This is a genomic window from Streptomyces sp. SID14478, from assembly GCF_010548525.1.
Taxonomy (GTDB): Bacteria; Actinomycetota; Actinomycetes; order Streptomycetales; family Streptomycetaceae; genus Streptomyces.
In genome coordinates, this window is record NZ_JAAGMG010000443.1 from 1 (window position 1) to 5,054 (window position 5,054).

Genomic DNA, 5,054 nt, shown 5'->3' on the forward strand with positions numbered 1-5,054 from the left:
CGACGGCGTCGCGGGCGGGCCGCAGGAGCACGCCCACGGAGACCCGCTCGGGCACCGGCCAGCCGATGCCGGCGGCGCGTTCGGTGAGCGCCTTGACGGGGTCGGGCGGTGCGGCGGCCCGCCCCGCGCCTTCCTCGAGGAGCAGGTCCATCAGCCTTCGTTGCTGGCGCAGGCGTTCGCCGGCCTGCCGGGCGGCGGCCTCGGCGTAGCCGCGGACCGACTGGTCGACGAGGCCGTCGAGGTACTCGTATCCGGACTCGGCGAGTTCGTACATGGCCGGGGGCGGGATGCGCAGCCGCTGCCCGAGGTCGGCGAGGCGGCGCCAGGCGAGCTTCACGCCGAGCCGGTACATCGCCTGGAGCGCGTCGAGGCTGCGCCCGTGCAGGCTCTGGCCGCGCCCGAACTCCTGGAAGACGACCGGGGGTTGCTCCTGCGGAGCGGTGTCGTCGGACACGTCGGTCAGGCGTCGCACGAAGCCCTCGATGGCGCGCCGGATGCCGACCAGGGCCAGGGGCTCGCCGGACGGGTCGAGGAGCAGGGGCAGGTGGGGGAACTCGCGGCGGATCTCGTCGAGGATGTCCTGGGCGAGCCGGGGCGCCTCGTCCATGGCGAGCCCGGCGAACTGTTTGACCTGGAGGCTCGGTACGTCGCGCCATGCGGAGCGGACGGCCGCGGGCACCTCTCAGCGCCCCGGGTCGGGCGTCTCGTACGTCACGAGCGGGGTGTTCGGCTGGTCGGGGGTCGCATTGATCAGCGCGAGCACGCCGAAGGACGCGGCCACGGCGAGCGCCGCTCCGGCGGCCGCGGACAGCGCGGCGGCGAACAGTCGGTTCATCGCAGGGTCAGCCTCTCGTCCGTGATGATTTCGGAGTGCTGAGGTCGGTCCCCACCCTGTGTGTTCCGTCAATTCCCCAGTCTTTTCCAAGGATTGACACTGCGTCAAGAGTGCGTCTACGGTTCCCGGCCCATGACCGGACACGTTTCCTCGAAGATCCGCTACGTATCCGTAGGTCTCGGCACGTTCCTGCTCGTCCTGGCGGGTCTGCTCGCCTGGTTCGTGGAGCCGCGCGCCGAGCGCACGCCGGTCGACACCGACATCACCACCGTGTTCACCGGGACCGGCAGTTACTTCGACACCGAGAAGATCAGGACCGTGGACCACAGACGTCTCACGGTGACCCGTCAGGTCCGCGGCGACGTCGCGGAGAGCGAGCGCAGCGGCCGCGCGGTGTGGGACGTGGTGACGTCGGTCGACACCGACACGTCACTGCCCGCGAGCGATCCGCACGACGCGCTGCAGTGGACCCAGGAGCGCTGGGTCACCGACCGGCGCACCAACGCGCCCGTGCACTGCTGCGGCGAGCAGCCGGCCTTCGAGGGCGAGGCCTACCTGAAGTTCCCCTTCGGCGTGCAGAAGCGCACGTACACCTGGTGGGACAACACGCTCGGCGCGACGGTTCCGCTCCGCTTCAGCGGGACGACCAAGGTGCAGGGCCACGAGGGCTACCGGTTCACCGGCGCCGTGGCGCCCGCCAGGACGGGCTCGCGCCTGGTGCCGGGCGTGATCGTGGGGCAGCCGCAGAAGAGTCAGGTCCTCGCCGAGGAGTGGTACGCCAACCACCGCGTCGAGCTGGTCGCCGACCCACGCACGGGCCGCATCCTGTACGCGGCGATCGGGCCGCGCAAGACGCTGCGCGCGCCGGGCTCGACGAAGGACGCGGCCGTGCTCCTGGACAGCCGCAAGATCGCGTTCACCGCGGCCACGCAACGCGCACAGGTCGCGCTCGCCCGCGATGACAACGACCGCCTGACGCTGCTCGGTACGACGCTGCCGATCGGGGCGGGTGTGCTGGGAGGGCTGCTGGTGGCGGCGGGGGTCGTCTTCGTCGTACGGGGCAGGGGTGGCCACGAGGAGCCCGACGGGCGGGGGCTGCCCGATCCCGATTCGTCCCCGACGACTCTGGAAACGTCCACGATGTGACGGTACGTCAGTTCGGGAAAGCCTGAAACTTGTCACCTGGGTGAGTAGCCGCGGCGTACGGCTCGGCGAAAACTGTCCCACCCCACCTTGTGCACAGCCCACGCACAACCCCGGCACAGTACCCGCCGGTTCGTCTCGGCAGACCGCACCCTGCCGAGCCACTCTCCCCCCACACCCCTGCACGTACCGACGAGTTGGAGCACCCATGCCCCAGCACGTGCCCTCGTCGCTGCGCACCGTGCCCACGGGCACCGCGCAGCCCCGGCCGGCCACGGCCTCACCGCCGCGCCACATCGTCTTCCTCGCCCACCGCGACCTCGGCAACCCGGCCGCGGGCGGCTCCGAACTCCTCGTCGACCGGCTGGCCGAGGGGCTGACGGGCCTGGGCCACCAGGTGACGCTCCTGTGCGGCGGACCGGCCGGCCACGGCGCCTTCCGGGACTACCGGGTCGTGTCGGCGGGCGGGCAGGCCGCCCACTACCTGCGCGCCCGCTCGGCGTTCGCCCGCCAGGTCGGCGACTGCGACCTGCTGGTCGAGGTCTGCAACGGCATGCCCTACCTGGCACCGCTGTGGCACCGGGGGCCCACGCTCTGCCTGGTCAACCACGTCCACACGGACCTGTGGCGGATGCGGCTGCGCGGACCGCTCGCGCCCGCGGCCCACCTCGGCCGAAGACTCGAACACTGGGCGCTGTCCGGAGCCCAGCGCGGCAACCTGCTCGCCGCCGTCTCCCCCTCGACCGCGCACGCCCTGCGCTCCATCGGCGTCGACCAGGGCCGCATCCGCCTCGTCCCGAACGGCGTCGAGGAGCCCGGCCCGCGCGCGGACCGCTCCCCGGAACCGCTGTTCCTGGCGATGGGCCGGCTCGTCGAGTACAAGCGGATCGACCTGCTGCTGCGCCTGTGGGAGCGGGTGCGGCCGGTGACGGGAGGCCGCCTGGTGATCGTCGGCGACGGCCCCGAGGGCCCCCGGCTGCGCCAACTGGCGGGCGCCGACGTGGAGTTCACCGGTCACGTGTCCGAGGCCGACAAGCACCGGCTGCTCTGCGAGGCCTGGCTGCTGCTGCACCCCTCGGCCGTGGAGGGCTGGGGCCTGGTCATCACCGAGGCGGCGGCGCGCGGCACGCCCGCGGTCGGCTTCGACGTGCCCGGCGTCCGGGACTCGATCGAGGACGGCGGCACCGGCCTGCTCGCCCACGGCGACTCGTCCTTCGCGGCGGCCTGGTGCACCCTGGCCCTGTCCACGCACCGCCGCGCGCTCATGGGCAAGGCGGCACGGGAACGCGCCGCCCGCTACCGGTGGGCGCACACCGTACGGCAGTTCAGAGCGGTGGCGCAGGAGGCGGTGAGGGGCTGGGCGCCGTGACCGCCACCGGCTTCAAGGACCCGTCGCTGAGCAGGTCGCTCACCCTCTTCCGGGCGTTCCTGCACGAGCAGCGCGACCCGGAGTCGTGTTACGCGCTGCTCGCCCGGGACGCCGCCGACCAGGTCGAGGCGTACGGGAAGGTCGCGGGCAAGGTCGTCGTGGACGTGGGCGGCGGCAGCGGGCACTTCACGCGCGAGTTCCGGGCACGCGGCGCCCAGGGCATCCTCTTCGAGCCGGACACACGGGAGTTGGGACCGTCGCCGCCGCACGCGACGGTCGTCGCCGACGGCTATCTGCTGCCGCTGGCCGACGCCTCGGCGGACGTCACGTTCTCCTCGAACGTCCTGGAGCACGTCGCCGACCGCGACACGTTCCTCAGCGAACTCGCCCGGGTCACCCGGCCGGGCGGGCTGATCTACGTCTCGTTCACCAACTGGCTGTCCCCGTGGGGCGGCCACGAATGGGCGCCGTGGCACTACCTGGGCGCCGCACGGGCGCAGGCCCGCTACCGGCGGCGTACCGGCAGGGCCCCCAAGCACACCCTCGGCGAGAACCTCTTCGCCCACCACATCGGCCCGACACTGCGCCACGTCCGGGCCCGTGACGACGTGACGCTCGTCTCTGCGCGCTCCCGCTACTGGCCGTTCCTCCACCAGGCCGTGGCGCGGGTGCCCGGCGTGCGCGAGTTCGCCACCTGGAACCTCCTCCTCATCCTCAGGCGGTGCGCCCCATGACGACCATGGTCCAGGCCCCACCCGCCGCGGCGACGAGCCCGGACCCCGAACCGGGGCCGCGCTCGCGCCGCTGGCTGCTGTCCTTCTGGGCCGCGGCGTTCGTCGCGTTCTGCGCGGTGCATCCCGGCCGGACGACGTTCGAGACGAAACTGGGCGTGGCCCTGGACCCGTGGCAGTTCCTCGCGGACCTGGGGCAGTTGTGGCACGACCGGGCCGGGTTCGGCGGGATCTCCGACCAGTACATCGGCTACGCGTTCCCGATGCTGCCCTACTACGGCCTGACCGACCTGATCCGGGTGCCGGTGTGGCTGGCGGAGCGGCTGTGGCTGTCGCTCGTGGTGACGGCCGCGTTCTGGGGTGCGCTGCGGCTCATGGAGCGGCTGCGGGTGGGCACCCCGGGCAGCCGCCTGCTGGGGGCCCTCGCGTACGCGCTGTGGCCGACGTTCACGATCGTCATCGGGTCGACGTCGGCGGCGGCGCTGCCCGGCGCGTTCCTGCCCTGGGTGCTGCTCCCGCTGGCCGACCCGGCGACGTCGGGGCGCGTCTCGGCGGTCCGCTCGGCGCTGCTCGTCCCGTTCATGGGCGGGGTGAACGCGGCGGCGACGCTCGCCTCGCTGCTCCCCGTGGGCCTGTACCTGCTGTCCCGGCCGCCCTCCGCGCGCAAGCGGCGGCAGATCGCCTGGTGGTTCCCTTCGGTGGTCCTGGCGACGCTGTGGTGGACGATCCCGCTGCTCCTGCTCGGCACGTACGGGGAGAACTTCCTTCCGTTCGTGGAGAGTTCACGGACCACGACGGACACGATGGCGGCGACGGAGACGCTGCGCGGCGGCGGCAACTGGGTCGCCTACCTGCACCTCGGCGAGGCCTGGCTGCCGGCCGGCTGGACCGTGGCGACGGCGGCGGTCACGATCGTCTGCTCGGCGCTGGCCGCCGCGCTCGGTCTCGCCGGGCTCGCGCGCCGCGACCTGCCCGA

The 5,054-nt window shown here is 73.0% G+C and carries 5 protein-coding genes and 1 pseudogene; 4 read left to right on the forward strand and 2 right to left on the reverse strand.

Annotation, left to right across the window (positions count from 1 at the left end; genetic code table 11):
• Window positions 1-679: pseudogene (locus G3I40_RS15005) on the reverse strand (PucR family transcriptional regulator); the annotation flags it as partial.
• Window positions 680-682: 3 nt separating this feature from the next.
• A complete protein-coding gene (locus G3I40_RS46455; protein ID WP_203644088.1) occupies window positions 683-835 on the reverse strand; it encodes a hypothetical protein in 153 nt (50 codons plus the stop codon).
• A gap of 132 nt (window positions 836-967) precedes the next feature.
• Here G3I40_RS46455 and G3I40_RS15010 point away from each other — a divergent pair, with 132 nt between their 5' ends.
• The 4 genes from G3I40_RS15010 to G3I40_RS15025 form a co-directional block, all read left to right on the forward strand.
• Window positions 968-1,981, forward strand: coding sequence for a DUF3068 domain-containing protein (locus G3I40_RS15010; RefSeq protein ID WP_164302673.1), 1,014 nt, complete (start codon window positions 968-970; stop codon window positions 1,979-1,981).
• A 205-nt stretch (window positions 1,982-2,186) separates the two neighbouring features.
• Window positions 2,187-3,347 carry a glycosyltransferase family 4 protein gene (locus tag G3I40_RS15015; protein ID WP_164302674.1) on the forward strand — a complete coding sequence of 387 codons (1,161 nt, stop codon included), beginning with the start codon at window positions 2,187-2,189 and terminating at the stop codon, window positions 3,345-3,347.
• Window positions 3,344-4,081 carry a class I SAM-dependent methyltransferase gene (locus G3I40_RS15020; RefSeq protein WP_164302675.1) on the forward strand — a complete coding sequence of 246 codons (738 nt, stop codon included), beginning with the start codon at window positions 3,344-3,346 and terminating at the stop codon, window positions 4,079-4,081. Before G3I40_RS15015 ends, G3I40_RS15020 begins: the two co-directional genes overlap by 4 nt.
• Window positions 4,078-5,054: alpha-(1->3)-arabinofuranosyltransferase family protein (locus G3I40_RS15025; RefSeq protein WP_164302676.1), on the forward strand; the 977-nt coding region annotated here is incomplete at its 3' end. The genes G3I40_RS15020 and G3I40_RS15025, both read left to right, overlap by 4 nt.